The organism is Kocuria carniphila (assembly GCF_004136555.1).
In the GTDB taxonomy this organism is placed as follows: Bacteria; Actinomycetota; Actinomycetes; order Actinomycetales; family Micrococcaceae; genus Kocuria; species Kocuria carniphila.
Window position 1 is genome coordinate 102547 of sequence record NZ_NOIT01000011.1, and the last position, 17817, is coordinate 120363.

The 17817-nt window shown below is 63.4% G+C and carries 15 protein-coding genes; 9 read left to right on the forward strand and 6 right to left on the reverse strand.

Annotated features, from left to right (window positions below; genetic code table 11):
* From EWV37_RS09625 to EWV37_RS09635, 3 genes are all read left to right on the forward strand, one after another.
* Positions 1–1755 (forward strand): amidohydrolase, encoded by a 1755-nt coding sequence (locus tag EWV37_RS09625; RefSeq protein ID WP_129701325.1) that lies wholly within the window; start codon positions 1–3, stop codon positions 1753–1755.
* Positions 1748–2548, forward strand: a complete 801-nt coding sequence (locus tag EWV37_RS09630) for an SDR family NAD(P)-dependent oxidoreductase (RefSeq protein ID WP_129701327.1) — start codon at positions 1748–1750, stop codon at positions 2546–2548. The genes EWV37_RS09625 and EWV37_RS09630 overlap by 8 nt, the downstream gene beginning before the upstream one ends.
* Before the next feature lie 139 nt (positions 2549–2687).
* On the forward strand, positions 2688–3653 hold the full coding sequence (locus EWV37_RS09635) for a DUF368 domain-containing protein (protein ID WP_129701329.1): 966 nt from the start codon (positions 2688–2690) through the stop codon (positions 3651–3653).
* Here EWV37_RS09635 and EWV37_RS09640 read toward each other — a convergent pair.
* Together EWV37_RS09640 and EWV37_RS09645 are read right to left on the reverse strand one after the other, a co-directional pair.
* Positions 3650–4087 (reverse strand): PaaI family thioesterase, encoded by a 438-nt coding sequence (locus EWV37_RS09640; protein WP_016996077.1) that lies wholly within the window; start codon positions 4085–4087, stop codon positions 3650–3652. The two genes, EWV37_RS09635 and EWV37_RS09640, sit on opposite strands and share 4 nt — an antisense overlap.
* Before the next feature lie 147 nt (positions 4088–4234).
* The gene (locus EWV37_RS09645) at positions 4235–4420 is read right to left on the reverse strand and encodes a hypothetical protein (protein WP_016996078.1); all 186 of its coding nucleotides are present in this window, start codon (positions 4418–4420) and stop codon (positions 4235–4237) included.
* 394 nt (positions 4421–4814) lie between these two features.
* Here EWV37_RS09645 and mgtE point away from each other — a divergent pair, with 394 nt between their 5' ends.
* A complete protein-coding gene (mgtE, locus tag EWV37_RS09650) occupies positions 4815–6176 on the forward strand; it encodes a magnesium transporter (RefSeq protein ID WP_238663199.1) in 1362 nt (453 codons plus the stop codon).
* A 113-nt stretch (positions 6177–6289) separates the two neighbouring features.
* Entirely contained in the window at positions 6290–7366 is a 1077-nt protein-coding gene (locus EWV37_RS09655; RefSeq protein WP_031272528.1) for a 2,3-butanediol dehydrogenase, read from the forward strand.
* Positions 7367–7423: 57 nt separating this feature from the next.
* Here EWV37_RS09655 and EWV37_RS09660 read toward each other — a convergent pair whose 3' ends face one another.
* Positions 7424–8380, reverse strand: a complete 957-nt coding sequence (locus tag EWV37_RS09660) for an MFS transporter (protein ID WP_016996081.1) — start codon at positions 8378–8380, stop codon at positions 7424–7426.
* Between the two features lie 121 nt (positions 8381–8501).
* Between EWV37_RS09660 and EWV37_RS09665 the strand changes: the two genes are divergently transcribed.
* On the forward strand, positions 8502–9107 hold the full coding sequence (locus EWV37_RS09665; RefSeq protein WP_129701331.1) for a TetR family transcriptional regulator: 606 nt from the start codon (positions 8502–8504) through the stop codon (positions 9105–9107).
* Positions 9108–9212: 105 nt separating this feature from the next.
* Positions 9213–10178: an AraC-like ligand-binding domain-containing protein gene (locus EWV37_RS09670; protein WP_016996083.1), complete on the forward strand. Its 966-nt coding sequence runs from the start codon at positions 9213–9215 to the stop codon at positions 10176–10178.
* A 37-nt stretch (positions 10179–10215) separates the two neighbouring features.
* On the opposite strand, the gene EWV37_RS09675 is transcribed toward EWV37_RS09670, so the two are convergent.
* Entirely contained in the window at positions 10216–11547 is a 1332-nt protein-coding gene (locus EWV37_RS09675; protein ID WP_016996084.1) for an NAD(P)/FAD-dependent oxidoreductase, read from the reverse strand.
* Between the two features lie 34 nt (positions 11548–11581).
* A complete protein-coding gene (locus tag EWV37_RS09680) occupies positions 11582–13072 on the reverse strand; it encodes an APC family permease (RefSeq protein ID WP_129701333.1) in 1491 nt (496 codons plus the stop codon).
* A gap of 269 nt (positions 13073–13341) precedes the next feature.
* On the opposite strand from EWV37_RS09680, the gene EWV37_RS09685 reads away from it, so the two are divergent.
* Entirely contained in the window at positions 13342–14748 is a 1407-nt protein-coding gene (locus EWV37_RS09685) for an aldehyde dehydrogenase family protein (RefSeq protein WP_129701335.1), read from the forward strand.
* A 151-nt stretch (positions 14749–14899) separates the two neighbouring features.
* Entirely contained in the window at positions 14900–15985 is a 1086-nt protein-coding gene (locus EWV37_RS09690; RefSeq protein ID WP_129701337.1) for an alkene reductase, read from the forward strand.
* A 166-nt stretch (positions 15986–16151) separates the two neighbouring features.
* Here EWV37_RS09690 and EWV37_RS09695 read toward each other — a convergent pair whose 3' ends face one another.
* Complete coding sequence (locus tag EWV37_RS09695; protein ID WP_129701339.1) at positions 16152–17762, reverse strand: GMC family oxidoreductase; 1611 nt, start codon at positions 17760–17762, stop codon at positions 16152–16154.
* Positions 17763–17817 lie beyond the last annotated feature (55 nt).

Below are 17817 nucleotides of genomic sequence, written 5' to 3' on the forward strand. Positions count from 1 at the left end.
ATGAAGCGTCCCACCCGCAACCTCACCATCATCAATGCCGTGGTGTACGACCCCGGCAGCGCATACGAAACGGTGCCACGCGGCGTCGTCGTCACCGATGGTGTGATCACCTTTGTGGGCAGTTCGGAGCAAGCGCGCGAGTGCAGCGCTCCGGACGCCCAGGTGATCGACGCGGGTGGGCGTTTTCTTATGCCGGGGCTCATCGAATCGCATGGCCATCCGGGCATGTATGCCAAGAGCCTGCTCCAGGTGGATTGCCGCCCGGCCGTGACGCCCACGGTCAAGGACATTGTCGAGGCCCTGCATGAAGCTGCGGGGCAGGCTGAACCCGGCGAATGGATTGCCGGGTGGGGTTACGACGAGCACCGCATGGACGGCCCCGGCCCCACGCTGGAAGATCTGGATCGGGCGGCGCCCGAGCACCCCGTCTTCCTGAGGCGTACGTGCGCGCACATGGCGCTGGTGAATACCGCGGCGCTGGCGCGGGTCGGGATCACCGATGACACCCCGGATCCGTCCGGTGGCTGCATTGTGCGGGACCCGGACTCGGGGCAGGCCACGGGTCTGCTGCAGGAAAAGGCGATGTCCCTGGTCGACCTCCCCACGGATACCCCTGAAGGCATGGCCGAGGGCATGCGCCTCGCCCTCGATGACCTGGCCAGCAAGGGTGTCACCACGGTCCACGACATGAGCTCCGGCCCCACCGAGATGGGCGTCTACCAAACCCTGCTTGCCGAGGGGGCGCTTTCGGTGCGGTTCCGGCCGTGGTACTTCGCGCTCGCGCAGGGTGAGTTCCCGGGCAGTTACGACGCCGTTCTGGGCACCGGCCTGCGCAGCGGTTTCGGTAACGACATGCTGCGGTACCAGGGCCTCAAGTTCGTTCTCGACGGTTCCGTGGGCGGACGCACCGCCGCGGTGTCCGAGCCGTTCGAGGACAGCAGCTCACGCGGAATTCTGTACTACGACACCTCCGAGATTAAACCTCTCGTGGTCAGGGCCGTTGCCGCGGGGCAGCGGGTGGCCGTGCACGGTATCGGTGAGCGCGCTGTGACGCAGGCATTGGATCTAATCGAAGCGGGTGGCCGGGACGCGGCGGCAATCTCGGACGCGGATGGTTCCTCCGAGGCGGAGCCGGGCCACACGGATCAGCGTGAGACCACGGCTCAGGAGCACCACGACTCCACGGATCACGATACCCAGGAGCGTTACGACACCGTGGTCCGTTCGCGGCGCCACCGCGTGGAGCACTGCGGGCTACCCAATGAGGAAGAACTGGATCGGTTGCGGGACGGCAACATCATTGCTGCGGCATCCACGGCGTTCCTTTACGAGCTGGGCGACAGCTACCTGAACAACTTGGGTCCGGACCGGATTGCGCGCACTTACCCCATGCGCACGTTCATCGATCATGGAATCGAGGCACCGATCAATTCGGACTTCCCGGTGACCACGCCCAATCCATGGCTGGGTGTCTACGCCGCGGTGGCCAGGCGAACTTCCTCCGGGAGACTCCTGGACACCGTCCAGAACATCTCCGTGGCAGAAGCCATTGCCGCGTTCACCACCGTGGCAGCCCGCGCGTCCTTCGAGGAAGACCGGCTGGGCCGGATCGCGGAGGGGTTCCTGGGGGACCTGGTGCTCATGGACCGCGACCCGTTTAGTGTTGAGACCGAGGATCTCAAGGACCTCCGACCGGCTCTGACCGTGTGTGACGGGCGGGTCGTCTACCGCGCTGAAGGGGAGAGCAATGACTGAAACTCCGGCAATGCCCACCATGTTGAATCCAGAGTGGGAAGAACGGATCGTGCCCGAGCGGTTCGCCGGTCAGACGGTGATCGTCACGGGCGCAGGTGCGGGCATCGGCTTGGCCACGACCTCCCGCATTCTCCGAGAAGGCGGACGCGTTATCGCTGTGGACCTGAATACTGACGGCCTGGGCGATCTCTATCGCGAGTTCTCGGAGTCCCTGGTGCTCGTCACCGCGGACCTCACTGATCCTGACGCGATCCCCGACATCCTGTCGGCCGCAGACAATCGCGTGGACGCTCTGGTCAACAACGCCGGCGTGATGGATAACTTCGCCCCGCTGCACGAGGTCACGGACGAGACGTGGCAGCGTGTGTTTGCCGTGAACGTTGACGGCATGATGCGCCTGACCCGCGCCGTCATTCCCCTCATGCTCGATGCGGGCCAGGGCAGCGTGGTCAACCTGACCTCGGAGGCCGGCCTACGCGGTTCCGCCGCGGGTGTCGCCTACACCGCGTCCAAGCACGCCGTGGTGGGTCTGACGGTGAGCTCCGCCTTCATGTATGCCACTCAGGGCATCCGGTTCAACGCTGTGGCGCCGGGTGGTGTGGCCACCGGCATCAAGCTCCCGGCGGACATGTCCGAATCCGGCGCGGTCCGTTTGGGTGTGGTCAACGCCAATATGCCGGGTCTGGCTCAAGCGGCACATCTCGCTGCCAGCATCACGTTCTTGGCGTCCAAGGACAGCGTGAACATCAACGGCGCCATCCTGCCCTCGGACGGCGGCTGGTCCGCGGTCTGACATCGGCCCTGATCCGTGATGGCGGCCGGAGCATGGCTTGCCACCACGGGTTGATCGGTTCTGGGCGGCTCGCGCGGATGCGCCGTACCTGCCGCCCCGGTACCGTTGACCCTTGAGCCACGAGCAAGGGGAACACCGAATGAGCGTCAACGCGCAACCAACCACCGACCAGCATCAGGTCACCCAACATCGCAACGTCCCGGCGAACGTTCTCCGCGGAGCCTTGATCGGCACGGTGGAAACCATCCCGGGCGTTTCCGGCGGCACCGTCGCCTTGGTCGTGGGTATCTACGACGAACTCATCGACTCGGCCTCCCACGTGGTGAGCGCGGGAAAGCGGGCCATCCTGGGCCCGGATCGCGTGGCGGGGGTCAAGGAGAACCTGGCCAAGGTGCACTGGCGCATGATCGTCCCGGTCCTGCTGGGCATGGTCCTGGCCGTGTTCACGATCGCGGGCCCCATGTCCCAAGCGGTGGAGGATCACCCAGAGGTCATGCGGGCCCTGTTTTTCGGGATGGTGCTGGTCTCCGTGGCGGTTCCGCTGCGTATGGCGGGGCGCAATTGGCGCGCGCTGGACTGGGTGCTGGGTCTTGCCGCGTGTCTTTTCGCGTTCTTCGTGGTCTCGATTCCGCCCACCACGGTGGAACCGAACCCCGTGATCATTGTCCTCGCGGCAGCCATCGCGGTCTCCGCTCTGCTGCTTCCGGGACTGTCCGGGTCGTTCATTCTGCTCACCATCGGCCTCTACCAGCCCACGCTCAAGGCCGTGGATGAGCTGGACCTCGGATACCTGGGTCTCTTCTTGGTGGGCGCGATCATGGGCATGGCCGTGCTGGTGAAGGGTCTGCAGTGGTTGCTGGCCTACCGCTATCGACCCACCATGGTGGTCCTGGCCGGCCTGATGCTCGGAGCGCTACGCGCGCTGTGGCCGTGGCAGGTGGACGATCGCACCCTCGAAGCTCCCGGTGACAACTGGCCCATGCTGCTTCTGGTGGCTGCTGTGGGCGGCATCGTTGTGGGGATCTTGATTTACGTGGACGTCAAGATGGCCACGCGGCGCGCGCAGTTGGAGGCAACCCGGGTGGATGCGGATGAGGCTCGCTAGGACTTGTTCTCACGCGGCGGCGGGGGCGTGGTTCCCTGCCCCGTGAAGTAGGCGACCACGCGCCCGTCGGCCTCCAGAACGACGTCGCAGATCTGGTTCCTGCCAAAGCTCACCCGGCGCGTGGCGGTCGCCGTCACGATCTGGCCGGCGTGGGCCGGGGCGACAAACGTGATTTCCGCGTTGCGGGTGACAATGCGCGTACCCGCGGTCGCGCAGCAGTAGGCGAGAGTTGTGTCGGCCAGGGTGAACAGGTAGCCGCCGTGGCTCATACCGTGGCTGTTGGCCATGTGATCGGCGATGGGCATGGTCATGACCACGCGTCCCTGGTCGATGTCCCCCAATTGGATGCCCAGGTGCAGTGGGGCGGGATCATTCCGCAAAATCTCGTGAAGCATTTCGCGGATTGCGGGCATGTCATTCGGGTCGGCGTTCATGCGGGTCCTCCGAGGGGAGCAGAAATAGCAAAACTTTTTACTACCTTAGGTGCCCGCTGGTGATTTGAGGAGTGCCCGGCGCAAAAGAACGTGCCCCGCACCAGAAGGTGCGGGGCACGTTCACTAGGAAATCAGTGAAACGGAACCTCAGTGCTTGAAGCTGAAGATCTTGTGGAACAGACCCAGCTTGAAGTCGATGACGTCCTTGACGAAGTTGATCTTGTGACCGAACAGGCCGCCCAGGATGTCCTTGCCGCCGGTGTGACCACCGGTGTGGCCGCCGCCGGTGCTGCCGCCGTCCTTGCAAGGGTCATAAGTGGAGCAGGAGGTCACGGGGTGGCTGGGAGCCGGGTGGAAGAAGGTGGCCTGTGCCGGAGCGACAGAACCGAAGGTCAGGGCGCCGAAAGCTGCGATGGCGGTACCGGTCTTGACGATATTCTTTTTTACGGGTTTCCTCCAGATATTTGATGCGCCTGCCCCCGCAGGCGTCGAACTAAGAAGCCCATGTCGCGAGTGTCGGTTAGGTTCCCCCAAACCTTCTCCCTGACCTGGACGTAACCAACGTAACAACCGAGAATCACCCGTGGATGAATGTGATTGCCCACACTTGCGACCGGCTTCTTGTGAGTTCATGGAGCCTACTGACTAGGAACAACGCGGAGAATGGTGGGGAGAGCTCCGCGGTGACCCTGGCGGGTTTGAAGGACGTAACAACGAGGGAGATGCAGTGGATCGCAAAGCCGAACCGGTGACCGGCCGGCAGCTTCAGGATGTTGAATCCGCAGTCTCGAAACGGGACTTCGACCGGGTGACGAGCTCGATCGACGCCATGCCCTCGGGCCAGGTGGTCGAGCTCCTGGAACGACTGAGCGTGCGTGATCGGGCACTGGTGTATCGCATGCTTCCCAAGGACCGTGCGTCCGTGGTGTTCGAACGTTTGGATGCGCCGCTCCAAAAAGAACTGGTCGTGGGGTTGCAGGACGAGGACGTCGCCGCGATCTTCGCGGGGTTGACTCCGGATGACCGTGCCCGCCTGGTTGATGAGCTCCCCGCCACCGTGGCTACCCGATTGCTGCGGGACCTCCCGGACGACGAGCGGGAGCTCACCTCCGTGGTGCTGGGCTACCCGGAGCGCTCCATTGGGCGTCGGATGAACCCCGAGTGCGTGACCACCCACCCGCACCTCACCGCCGGAGAGAGCTTGCAGCGCATCCGTCACGGACTGCAGCGTGCGGAGACGATCTACACGATTCCCGTGACCGATGACTCCCGGAAGCTGGTGGGCGTTGTGGGGCTGCGCCAGGTGATGGGTGCCGATCCCGAAACTCCCGTGGCTGAGCTGATGAGCGAGGCGGATTCCGCGACCGCGACCGAACCTGCGGAGGAGGCGGCACGCCGCTGCGCGGGGTTGCGATTGTTGGCCATGCCCGTGGTGGATCACGAGGATCGGCTCGTGGGCATCCTGACCGTGGACGACGCCCTGGACATCCTCGAGAACGCCGAATCCGAGGATCAGGCGCGCATCAGCGGTTCCGAGCCCCTGCGTCGTCCGTATTTGTCCACTCCGGTGCGCACTCTCGTGCAAGCCCGCGTGGTCTGGCTGCTCGTGCTGGCGATCGGTGCGACCCTCACAGTCCAGGTGCTCGAGGTCTTTGAATCCACGCTCGAGCAAATGGTGGTGCTATCCGTGTTCATCCCGCTGCTCATCGGCACGGGCGGCAATACGGGTAATCAGGCGGCCACATCCATCACGCGTGCACTCGCCCTGGGTGATGTTCGCCCGCGAGACGTGGCCAAGGTGGCCCTGCGGGAACTGCGCGTGGGCGTGAGCTTGGGCCTACTCCTGGGAGCTGCGGGCTTTGTCATCGCCGGAATCATCTACGGGGCCTCGATCGGCGCGGTCATCGGCCTGACCTTGGCTGCGATCTGTACCTTGGCTGCCACGGTGGGTGGCCTCATGCCCCTGATCGCCCGCGCCATCAAAGTGGACCCGGCGGTTTTCTCCAACCCTTTCATCACCACGTTCGTGGACGCGACCGGCCTGGTGGTCTACTTCTTCATTGCTCGCGCCATTCTGGGATTGGGCTAGAAATGTGTTCCATGCTTCCCTGGGTCTTTATTTTTAGACCCCATCGTGCTTATGGTCAGACCACAGGGATCGAGTCTCCATTCCCGGTCCCATGAGTGATCCGGAGGTTCATGATGAAGGCAGCACGGTTTTACGACCGAGGCGACATTCGTATTGAAGAGATTCCCGAGCCCACGGTGGCCCCGGGCGAGGTGGGAATCAAAGTGGCCTGGTGCGGCATCTGTGGCACTGACCTGCATGAGTACAAGGACGGGCCCGTTTTCTGCCCCACCCACGACACCCCGCACCCCATCTCGGGTGAGACTGCTCCGGTGACTCTCGGGCACGAGTTCTCCGGAGTGATCGATGAACTCGGTGAAGGCGTGGAAGATCTCGAGGTCGGTCAGCACGTGGTGGTCGAGCCTTACATCATTGGTGACGAGGTGGACACCGGTCCTGAATCCAAGGATTACCACCTGTCTCCGAACATGAACTTCATCGGTCTCGCCGGACGCGGCGGCGGCCTGGGGGAGCGCATTGCCGTCAAGCGCCGCTGGGTGCACCCGATTTCGGACTCCGTGAGCTTGGACGAGGCCGCCCTGATCGAGCCACTATCTGTGGGATATCACGCCGTCGAGCGCTCCGGGGCCAAAGCCGGGGACGTAGCAGTGGTGGGTGGTGCCGGCCCCATCGGTTTGCTGACCGCCGCCGTGCTCAAGGCCCTTGGTATCACCGTGGTGGTGTCGGAGCTCTCCTCCCTGCGTCGCGAGAAAGCTCTGGAGACCGGCGTGGCAGATTATGCGCTGGATCCACGGGAAGTGGACGTGGTGAAGGAAGTTCAGAAGATTACCGGCGGTAAAGGTGCGGATGTCGCATTCGAGTGCACGTCGGTTCAGGTGGTGCTGGACACCTTGATGGATGCCCTGCGACCCACTGGCGTGCTGGTCGTCGTATCGATCTGGGCGGAACGGTCCAACTTCGATATCCATAAGCTGGTCATGAAGGAGATCGACCTGCGCGGCACCATTGCATATGTGAATTCCCACCCCGCCACCATCGAGCTCGTGGAGTCCGGCAAGATTGATCTCAAGCCGTTCATCACCGGCAAGATCGGGTTGGAGGGTCTTGTGGATGAGGGGTTCGATACGCTCATCCACCGCAACGAGACTGCGGTCAAGATTCTCGTCTCCCCCTCGGGTGAAGGACTGTAAGTAGTCCTCGGCAGGCTCTAGATGGTTGCGAAAATCCCGGCTTGGCTCGCGATCGAGTCAGGCCGGGATTTTCGACGTCGCAGGGATCAGTCCACGGTCACTCGGACGGGCACCGGGGGTAGCTTCTTCACGAACGGAGCGCACATCCAGGAGGGCGACGTCCGTTGCGCGCTGGAGGCGCACCTGGCGGATGGTGAACAGCGCAAGGGCGACTGCGCCGACCGCCAGGGCGAGCACAGGAAGCAGCGAACCCTGGAACAAAGCGCTCATGGATCCCAGGCCGTAAACGATGCCTCCGAAGGCGAAGACCGAGAGCAGCACGGAGAAGGCGCCCAGGGGAATCTTGCGGGTCTCACCGGTCGTCTTGATGAGCACCAGACCCAGGAGCAGCACGAGCATCCCGACCGGAAGCATCAGGCCGAAGACCCAGCGCCAGTTCAGGGCATTGACGATCATGCCGGAGATGGTCGGGCCAATGGCCGGAGCCACTGAGATCACCACGGAGTTGAGTCCCATGATGGTGCCGCGGTGGGCCGGGGGAACGTAGGTGAGGGTGGTGGTCATCAACAGCGGCAGGATGATGGCCGTGCCGCCGGCCTGCACAATCCGACCCAGAAGGACCACGGCGAAGCTTGGCGCGAACGCAGCCATGGCGGTACCGATCCCGAACAACAGCAGGGCCGCGGTGAACAGGCCCTTGGTGGTGAAACGCTGGAGCATCCATCCGGTCGTGGGGATCACCACGGCCATGGTCAGCATGAATCCTGTGGTCAGCCACTGGGCCGTGGCCGCAGTAATGCTGAAGTCGGCCATCAGGTTGGGCAGGGCCACCGTCAGGACCGTTTCGTTCAGAATCATGATCAGAGCGGAGGTCACCAGCACGGAGATCACGGCAACGATGTGCTTGGTGGCGGGGCGCTCCGGTTCGAGCTCGAGAGCGGATCGGGCGGCCGTATCGGCTACCGCTTGGAATTGGCCGGTGGTCGGCTCATCCTGAATGTGGGCATGGGACATGCAAGTACCTGTTTCTCAGAGGGGATTACACTCAATAATGGCACTGAATGCCACTTTGGCATAAGTGACATAAAGCCGTGGGCTTGGTCACAATGGGGTGCCGAGCGTCAGGGAGGGCGTCATGGAGCATGAACCGCAGGCGGGGCTGAGGGCTCGTCGAAAACTGGAAACGCAGCGCGAGATCCATCAAGCTGCACTGGAACTTTTCGAGGCGCACGGGGTGCGGGAGACCACGGTCCACCAGATTGCCGAACGCGCCGGGGTTTCACCGCGCACGTTCTTCCGCTATTTCTCGACCAAGGAGCAAGCGGCACTGCCCGGTCAGCGGCGGATGCTGCGAGCCATCGATTCGCTTGAGATCACTGATCCAGATCCCGCGGCGGTACTCCGTGCGGTGGAAACCATGGCGGAAACGGTCATGGGTGCGGACAATGATCCCGAACTCGATGAACACCGGCGCGTGGCCAAACTGCTGGCGCGGGACGCGGATCTGCAGTCTCTGGCAGCATCGCAAGAGTTGGTCCTCCCGGTGCGCCTGCGTGCACGTCTGGCCGAGCAACTACCGGAGGCAGACCCGGCCACGCTGCTGCTGATCTCCGAAACAGCGGTGGCAGTGTGGCGGGTCAGTTGGATCCGCTGGGGCGAGTTGGCCACGCGTGGCGAGACCGCCGACCCCGTTGCGGTCTACCGAGAATGCCGGGCCCGGTTACGCAGCGCCGTCGGATAGCCGCCGACGCCGCTCCGTCCCGCTAGCGAGGATCGGTCTCCTGGTGTCGGCCGCACCCGAATCTTCGTAGGATGCCGTCAACCGGGCAGCGAGGGAGAGAGGGACATGGCGACACCCCAGCAACCGTCTGTTGAACCTGCCGGTCTGTACACCGGCCTGACCATGCCGCAGTGGCGGGAAGTGATTCGTGGTTCGTTCTCGGCATTGGAAATCACTGCTCCCAATGAGGGCCAATTCCGCGCGAACTTACGCGTGGTGGAACTCGACGACGTGCATTTGTTCGATATGTCCACCGACGCTCACCGGGTGGTGCGCACTGCACAGCTGGTCGAGCAGGACCAGGGGGAGTACTTCAAGCTCAGCCTGCAGTTGGAAGGGGTGTGCACTCTCCGCCAGGACGGGCGTGAGTGCCAGTTGGAGCCCGGTGACCTGGGACTGTACGTAGCGTACCGGCCCTACGAGCTGGATTTTCGTGGTCCGCAGCACTCTATGGTTATGACGTTTCCTCGCTCCGTGGTTCACATGACTCCGGCTCAGGTGGAGATGGTCACCGCGCGGCGGATCACCCAGGACCATGGGCTGGGCCGGGTGGCCGCCCCCATGTTCCGTGATCTCGCCGAGAACATGGATCTACTTCACGGGCCCCACGCCATGCGTTTGGTCAGGAGCGCGCTGGGCATGCTTGTGAGCGTGCTGTCCTCGGACGTTCTGGAACTCAGCGAGGAGCAGCCGGGAGACCTGCTGGTCCAGCAGGCAGCGGCCTACATCGACGACCATCTGGGCGATTCTGAGTTGTCGCCGGGCACCATTGCTAAGGCGCTGTACGTTTCGGTTCGCCAGCTGCACAGCAGATTTGCGGCCCAGGACCTCACCGTGTCCTCGACCGTTCGTCTGAAGCGGTTGGAAGCGATCCGTGAAGATCTCTCGGATCCCGCGCTCGCGGACGAGACGGTGCACAGCGTGAGTTCTCGCTACGGCTTACTGGACGCAGCACACGTAAGTAAGAGCTTCAAAGCGGAGTATGGGGAGACGCCGTCGGCATATCGAAGACGCATCCTGGCCGGGGCCTGAGTATCCCGCCGGGCCCGGCCAGCATGCGTTATGACGGTTAGACCTTCAGCTCCTTGATCACGTTTCGCGCCGTGCTCAGCCCGGTTTCAATGGCGCCATCCACCACGACACCGCGCCAGCCCCGCGCCCAGTCCGCTCCCGCGAAATGCAGGCGGCTGTCGGTGGTGCGGAAGTGGTGCCAGCCGTTGGTGAACTGTCCCGAACGCAGCGTTGCCCAAGCCTGACCGCTCCACTTGTCCGCGACCCAGTCATGGCCGGTGGAGTCTACGACTTCCAGGTCAGGTCGCCATTGGTTGACGATCTCTTGCCCGTGTTTGGGGTCGTTGAGATTCACCTGATCGTGGTGGGGGCCGAACCCTACGCAAATGGTGGTGTCGTCGTCGAGAAAGAATTCGCTGCGGAAAATCGCCATCTTGGCGGGGGTGGGGGCGTAACCAAGGATGCTGTGGTGGCCCTTGATCTTGACCCAGATCTTGCAGCCGGTGGAGTTCCACTTCTTATCGATGATGTTGCGCATGCCGTCTGGAAGTGTCGGGGTGAACTCGATGGTGGGCAACGCTCCCACGGGGACCGTGACGATCACGCTGTCGCAGGAGATGCTCTCACCATTCTCCAGGGTGACCGTGGCTCCGGCTGCTCGGTGGTCAATGGACTTGACCGGGGTGTTGAGCCTGATCGGGCAGTTGAGGTCGGCCGCGATGTTCTCGTAGATGCCCCGCATGCCATTCGTGAGTTTGTACCGAAGAGTCTGTTCTTCCATGAGGCTCATTCGGTGATCGGACAGTGCCGCCCATTGTTTGGCCATGAGCGGCGATCCCTGTTCCGGGTCACCGATGTAACCGGCGGCCCAAAAGGCGTTACAGAGGTCGATCTCTTCCTGGCTGAAGGACCCATCGCGGAGGCAGTCAAGAACGCTACCTTCGTCAGCGGCGAGGAATTGCTGCCGCAGTTCTGGGGAGCTTCCGCTGCGCTCATCGAGGACATGCAGTGGTTCGTAGGGGTACGGGAAGAAATCGCGAGAGTTCTCGAAGATCTTCTGCATCGGGCGGTCGATCGCGGCCTCGAGGTCAGCTTCGGAACCGTGCTTGACCGAGTCGCCGGTGACCCAGTAGGCGTCATCACAGAACGGGCTGGGGTAGATGCTTTGGTCGTACCGGGTGATCTCGGACCACACGTGAGGCTGCATCCAATGCACCCAGGTGGCACCGAGCTCAAGTGGGCGCCCCATTCGTTCCTCGGTCCACGCTCGTCCGCCGATACGGTCGCGGGCTTCAACGATTTCCACGTCTACGCCAGCCATCTGCAGTTCTCGGGCCGCCACTAGGCCAGCGAAGCCGGCCCCGACAACTACGACGTGGGGATTGCTCATGGTGATTCCTCCAGTGAATGGGTTGTTGGACAGATCAGGAATGGGGATGGTTTGCGACTACCGGAAGTTCTTGCGACTCAGGGATCTGGTCCTCGTGCTGCATGGCCCGGTACACGTCCGGGCGGCGTCGGCGAAGGACTTCACCCCAGATCAGTCCCACTACTCCCGAGCCGATGATGATGCCCGGCATAATGGCCACCAGCGGTGATGGGCCCTCCGCCCCGATCATGAGGTCGAAGTTGACCAGGATGAGGATGGCCACGGTGATCAACCCGAGGGCCGAGACCACCGGGGCAACCACTCGCGTGCCCACACCGTGGCCGTGATGACGGCGGGAGAACCATGCGACCACGGCGATAGAAGTAATGGCCAGAAGGAAGACCAGCCCAAAAGCGGCCGCGTTGGTCAGCCAGGTGAAAAGCGTCAGAACTGGGAAAAGATCTCCCAAGGGCGATCCTGCACCGGCCAGTGCGAAAACTACGATGACCACAACCGCCACGGCAGACTGCGCAAGGGACCCCGCGAACGGGGCGCCGGTCCGAGCGGATGTCAGTCCGAGTTTCTTCGGAAGCACTCCGGTGCGGCCTAAAGCGAAGAAATACCTGGCGGCGCCGTTGTGAAAAGCGACCAGTGCGGCAAGCAGGCTGGTGATGAAAAGGACATTAGCGACGTCGGCAAGCAGAGGGCTGCGCTCCGCGAGCCACACGAAGACGAGGTCGGGCCCGAATTCTTGAGACGAGGCCACGATGCTCGAGGCGCCCACGCCTACCGAGAATGCCCATGACGAAAACATGTAAAACACGGCGATTACGGCCACTGCGACGTAGGTCGCGCGGGCCACGGTCTTGCGAGGATTCTTGGTTTCTTCGGAATAGATGGCACCCGATTCGAACCCCATAAACGCAGCGATACCGAAAGCCAGAAGTACGCCAATTCCGGGCGTGAAGAAGTTCTGTGGATCGAGAGTCTGGAACTCGATTCCCTCCGGGGCGGCTACCAGCGCCAGGATGGAGACCACGCCCACGACGAGAAACTCTAAGGCGACCAAAATGCCCAGTACCTTGGCGGAGAGGTCCACGCTGTTAACACCCAAAACACCGACAATCACCCACCCGGCCAGCGCAGCGAGCCACCACGGAACCGTCATGCCGGTCAGACCAGTGATCAAGGTGGCCAACGAGAAGCCGAACAGTCCATACAGACCAACCTGCATCATGTTGTAGGAGACCAATGCCAGGATGGCCGCGGCGATGCCTTGCCTGTTTCCCAGGCCTTCGGCCACGTACGCGTAAAACGCTCCGGCGTTCTGAACATGCCCACTCATGGCGCCGTATCCAATGGCGAATACGGCGAGGATGAGTCCCAGGATCAGATAACCCACCGGCACACCCAGAAGACCGGATACCGCGAAACTGGTCGGCACGCCGCCGGCGAGGACGGTCAAGGGCGCTGACGCGGCGATGATCATGAATACCAGGGCTGTGGTGGACAGATGACGCCTCGCGAGGCGAGTAGGTTGCTGCACGGTGAGCCTCCGATGCGGGTTTCAACAGGTTTATCCCATTGTTAGCCAGCTCACACCCGCAAGGCGTTGTCCAGGAGTGCTGGGCACTTGTCATTGGCTGCGGGGTGCTGCTTGAGACGTCGCGAGGTGAACGCCGGAGCCCTCGCCTGCACCGAGGAGCAAGACGGCTGCACGGGCAGACAACATGAGCGGCGTGACACAAGCCACAATGGATGCAGAACGAGGCCTTCGCCAGCCGTTGGCGGACCACCGGCATCCAAGGAGCACCCATGAGCACGTATCAAGAACTGTTGTCAGCCATTGCAGATCCCTCCGGTCGCGAGATTCTCGACCCCGCCTCGGGGGAGCTGGTGGGCAAGGTCCACGAGTCCACGGTCGCCGAACTGAACCGGGCGATCGAGGCGGCCCGCGCTGCGCAACCGGAGTGGGCGGCGTCGGGCCATGCCAAACGGTCCGAGTACCTGCATCGCGCGGCGGATGCGGTGGAGGCCAACGCTAAGGCGCTCGCGGAGCTGCTCTCCCGTGAGCAGGGCAAGCCGATCAAGAACGGCCCGAACGCGGCCTTCGAGGTGGGTGCATGTGCCGCATGGTTGCGCGCCAATGCGGACACGCCCATGGAGTCGGAAGTTCTCGTGGATGATGAATCCGGCAAGGCCGAACTGCATTACGTGCCGCTGGGAGTGGTGGGTGCGATCGGCCCGTGGAACTGGCCCATGATGATCACCGTGTGGCAGGTTGCGGCGTCCCTGCGCATGGGTAACACCGTGGTGGTCAAGCCCTCCGAATACACACCGCTATCCGTGCTGGGGCTCATTCACGTGCTCCATCAGGCGCTTCCGGAGAACGTGCTGCACGTGGTCCCGGGCGGTGGCGAAATCGGGCAGGCCCTGACCGAACACACCGGGATCGACAAGATCATGTTCACCGGCTCCACCAAGACCGGCCAGGCCATCATGCGTTCCGCGGCCGACGGACTCGCTCGTTTGACCCTGGAACTGGGAGGCAACGACGCCGGCGTCGTGCTGCCCGACGCGGACGCCCAGCAGATCGCGGGCGACCTGTTCTGGGGTGCGTTCATCAACACCGGCCAGACCTGCGCGGCGCTCAAGCGCCTTTACGTCCACGAGGACGTTTACGAGGACGTGTGCAACGCCCTGGTCGCGGTGGCCCAGCAGATGCCCATGGGCAACGGCCTCGAGGAGCAGAACGTGCTGGGCCCGCTGCAGAACAAGCAGCAGTACGACATCGTGGCCGGCCTCGTGGAAGACGCCAAGAACGGCGGCGGCCGGGTGCTGATCGGCGGCGAACCGCAGGCCGAGCAGCCCGGTTACTTCTACCCGACCACGTTGATCGCGGACCTGCCCAACGACAATCCGCTGGTGGCGCAGGAACAATTCGGTCCGGCTCTGCCGATCATCAAGTACTCGGACCTGGACGAGGCCATCGGCATGGCCAACGGCCTGGACGTGGGGTTGGGCGCCTCGGTATGGTCCTCCGATCCGGACGCCGCGGTCGAGGTGGCGCAGCGGATCGAGGCCGGCACGGTGTGGATCAATAAGCACGGGGCCGTGGATCCGCGTGTGCCGTTCGGCGGCATCAAGAGCTCCGGTTACGGCCTGGAATTCGGGGTAGAAGGCCTCAAGTCCGTGGCCGCGCCCAAGGTGATCTCCAGGTAACGGCCGCCGACGCCGCTCGGTCCGGCGCCAGCCGATGGACACCAGGGCCGGCGCCGTTGGAATGTCTCGGGGCCGCATTGCGTTGTTGTCTTCGGAAAGTGTCCGGGCGGGTTATTTGCCGCGACCCGGAGAGAACCGTGGAAGGATGCATATGACTACTCTTTTCGACCCGCTGACGGTGGGCAAGTACGAACTGAATAACCGCGTGGTGATGGCCCCGCTTACCCGCATGCGGGCAGATGCGGACGGCGTGCCCACGGACATCATGGTGGAGTACTACGCCCAGCGTGCATCGGCCGGCCTGGTCGTTTCCGAGGGCACGTTCCCCACGCTGGTGAGCCGCGGTTACATGAACGAGCCGGGCCTGGCCACGGATGAGCAGGCTGCCGGCTGGGGTCGCGTGGCCGAGGCTGTGCACAAGCGCGGTGGCCTGTTCTTCATTCAAATCATGCATGCCGGACGTCTGGTCCACCCCGCGTTGACCGGCGGGCAGCAGGGTGAAGCTCCCAGTGCCATCGCGTCGGGTGAGCCGATTCACATTCCCGGCGGAAAGGAAGAGACTCCCGAGCCTCGCGCCCTGGAGCTCGACGAGCTGCCGCGCGTGAGGGACGAATTCGTGGCTGCGGCTCGCCGTGCCGTGGATGCCGGTGTGGACGGTGTGGAATTGCACAGCGCCAACGGCTACCTGCTGCAGCAGTTCCTGACCCCCGCGTCCAATCAGCGCACCGATGAATACGGAGGCTCCCCGGAGAATCGTGCGCGCTTCGTCATTGAGGTAACGCGCGCAGTGGCCGAGGAAATCGGCGCGGATCGCGTAGGCATCCGCATCTCTCCGCAGCACAACGTGCAGGGTGCTGTGGAGGCTGATCACGAGGACGCCGTGGCAACTTACGAAGCACTGGTGGACGGCATCCAGGACCTGGGTCTGGCGTACCTGTCCATGTTGTACAAGGACATCGACAGCTCGTTCGTGCAGGATCTTCGCACTCGTTTCGGCGGCCCGTTCATGCTCAACAGCGGTTTCAGCGAGCACACGGATCTGGAAGAGGCCGAGCACATCGTGCAGGACAACCTCGCCGACGCCGTGGTGGTCGGCCGTGCGCTCATCGCCAACCCGGACTTGGTTGAGCGCTGGCGCGACGGCCTGGAGCTCAACAAGCCGGACAGCAAGACCTTCTACGGTGGCGGGGCTCGCGGTTACACCGACTACCCGTTCGCGAAGGTAGCGGTGCAGTAGGTCCTTGCGCGCATCCTTGCCCCTAGTGGGCTTGGCTTCGCACGTGGTGGGCCGTTAGAGCCGCCACCTACACCTCAGGGGCCGGTGGAACCTCTTTCCTGTGTGGAAAGGGTTCCAACGGCCCCTGATGTGTGTCCGGGGGTTCCAAAGCGCCACTAAACGCGGCCTACTCCTCATCCAGCAGCATCCGTGCGCCCTTCTCGCCGATCATCGCCGACGGCGCGTTGGTGTTTCCCGTGGTCACGGACGGCATGATCGACGCGTCAATCACCCGCAGGCCCTCCACTCCGTAGACCTTGAAAGTCTCAGGGTCCACGACCGCCATAGAGTCGGTGCCCATCCTGCAGGTGCCGACTTGGTGGTGATAGGTGGTTACCGCCCGGTCCATGTAGGCGTTCTCTTCCTCCTCGGTGGCAAGCTCGGACTCGGGGTAGACCTCCCGCGCACCCCAGTCCTCGGCCAGCGGTGCGGCCTTGACCATCTCCCGGGCTTGCCGGAACGAGGCTCGCAGAGATTCCCGATCCCGCGGATCCGCGAAAATCTGCGGATCGTAATCGGCAGGGTCGGTGCTGCTGGGCCCAGTGAGCCGAATAGTCCCGCGCGAATAGGGGCGCACCAGGCCACTGTGCAGCGTGAACGCATTGGCGGGCCCGGTCATGTTGTCGTCGTACATCGGGACGCAGAAGTGGATGGGCTGGGTGTCCGGTCGGTCCTGCTCCGGTCCCGAGCGCCAGAACAGGTGCGTCTGCGATACCGATTGCTCGTCCACCTTGTGATCGATGGCCCGGTTGGTGGCTTCCGCGATCACCGGCAGCAGTAGATGGTCGTGCAAGTTCTCACCCACGCCCGGCAGGTCAACGACCGGCTTGATTCCTACCTCTCGCAAATGGTCTGCCGGGCCGATTCCGGAACGCATCAGAATCTTGGGGCTGTCCAGGGCACCGGCGCACAGGATGACCTGATCAGCGCGGATCACCTCACCGGTACCATCTGCCGTGGCCGCGGGGTCGTCCGATTCCACGCCTTCGACCTCTTGGTTGTCTCCGGCATGCAGCTCCACGCCGACCACCGCGCCGTCCTCGATCAGCAACTTCTCCACGATCGCCCCGGTACGAACCGTGATTTTCCCCGCCTCGACAAGCGGCTTCACGTACGCGGTGTACGTGGTGCAGCGTTTTCCGTTCCGGACGGTCAGCTGCTCGTAGGAGACACCGTCCTGTTGGTCACCGTTGTAATCGGGATTGAACTCCACACCCACCGCCTCCGCCGCGGCAATGATCGACTCGAAGATCGGGCTGCGTTCGTAGTTGCCCACCACGGGAATCGGGCCGTCCGCGCCGCGGGGGTTGAGATTGTCAGGCGACGCGGCGCCGTCGTAATTTTCCAAGGCCTCGAAAACGGGGCCGACGTCGCTCCAAGACCACCCGTCGCAGCCCGCCGCGGCCCAGTCGTCGTAGTCGAGAGGGTTACCTCGAACCCAGATGGATGCGTTGAGCGCGTGGGATCCGCCCAAAACGCGACCGCGTGGCCAGTGGATGACCCGGTCGGACGCGTGCTCTTGCGGGACGGTGAAGTAATCCCAGTCCTCAGCGCCGTGCCATAGTTCGCCCAGGCGGGGGAGTTCTGCAATGGCGGGGTTCGTGTCCTGCCCGCCGGCCTCCAGAAGTGTCACGTTGTGGCCGACCGCGGCCAACCTCCCCGCAACGATGGATCCTGCCGTTCCTGCGCCAATCACCACGGTGTGCTGGCCGGATTTGTTCGAATTCGTGTGTGCCATGAAGACATGATGCGCCTAAATGTGATCTGCGTCTCGTCCTGCCGTGCATGGGTTT

Bases quoted from the DNA above. Each gene is read 5' to 3' on its own strand.
- EWV37_RS09625 (WP_129701325.1), top strand. From the start codon at position 1: ATGAAGCGTCCCACCCGCAACCTCACCATCATCAATGCCGTGGTGTAC.
- EWV37_RS09630 (WP_129701327.1), top strand. From the start codon at position 1,748: ATGACTGAAACTCCGGCAATGCCCACCATGTTGAATCCAGAGTGGGAA.
- EWV37_RS09635 (WP_129701329.1), top strand. From the start codon at position 2,688: ATGAGCGTCAACGCGCAACCAACCACCGACCAGCATCAGGTCACCCAA.
- EWV37_RS09640 (WP_016996077.1), bottom strand. From the start codon at position 4,087: ATGAACGCCGACCCGAATGACATGCCCGCAATCCGCGAAATGCTTCAC.
- EWV37_RS09655 (WP_031272528.1), top strand. From the start codon at position 6,290: ATGAAGGCAGCACGGTTTTACGACCGAGGCGACATTCGTATTGAAGAG.
- EWV37_RS09660 (WP_016996081.1), bottom strand. From the start codon at position 8,380: ATGTCCCATGCCCACATTCAGGATGAGCCGACCACCGGCCAATTCCAA.
- EWV37_RS09665 (WP_129701331.1), top strand. From the start codon at position 8,502: ATGGAGCATGAACCGCAGGCGGGGCTGAGGGCTCGTCGAAAACTGGAA.
- EWV37_RS09670 (WP_016996083.1), top strand. From the start codon at position 9,213: ATGGCGACACCCCAGCAACCGTCTGTTGAACCTGCCGGTCTGTACACC.
- EWV37_RS09675 (WP_016996084.1), bottom strand. From the start codon at position 11,547: ATGAGCAATCCCCACGTCGTAGTTGTCGGGGCCGGCTTCGCTGGCCTA.
- EWV37_RS09685 (WP_129701335.1), top strand. From the start codon at position 13,342: ATGAGCACGTATCAAGAACTGTTGTCAGCCATTGCAGATCCCTCCGGT.
- EWV37_RS09690 (WP_129701337.1), top strand. From the start codon at position 14,900: ATGACTACTCTTTTCGACCCGCTGACGGTGGGCAAGTACGAACTGAAT.
- EWV37_RS09695 (WP_129701339.1), bottom strand. From the start codon at position 17,762: ATGGCACACACGAATTCGAACAAATCCGGCCAGCACACCGTGGTGATT.